Genomic DNA, 360 nt, shown 5'->3' on the forward strand with positions numbered 1-360 from the left:
GAATTTCAAGAGGAAGAACAATCCGAGAAATCATCGTTGCAATTGGAATTATTGCACCTATTATTACAACGTTTTGGTTTACTATACTAGGGGGATCAGGTGTATTTTATGAGTTAATGAATCCTGGTTCTATCTCGACCGCATTAAGTGAATCTGGTATGCCAGCGGCTATGATTGCAATTACAGAGCAACTGCCACTATCTAATATTATTGGACCTGCATTTCTTTTATTAACAATTTTATTTGTAGTGACAACAGGAGATTCAATGGCTTATTCGATTTCAATGGCAGTGACTGGAGATGGAGATCCTAGAATTAGTTTGCGAGTTTTTTGGTCGCTTATTATGGGCGCAGTTGCGG

1 protein-coding gene is annotated in these 360 nt (G+C 38.3%); it reads left to right on the forward strand.

Annotation, left to right across the window (positions count from 1 at the left end):
• On the forward strand, positions 1-360 hold a 360-nt coding region (locus tag SB775_RS27935), incomplete at both ends, for a BCCT family transporter (RefSeq protein WP_410864405.1).

Source organism: Peribacillus sp. SIMBA_075 (assembly GCF_046534585.1).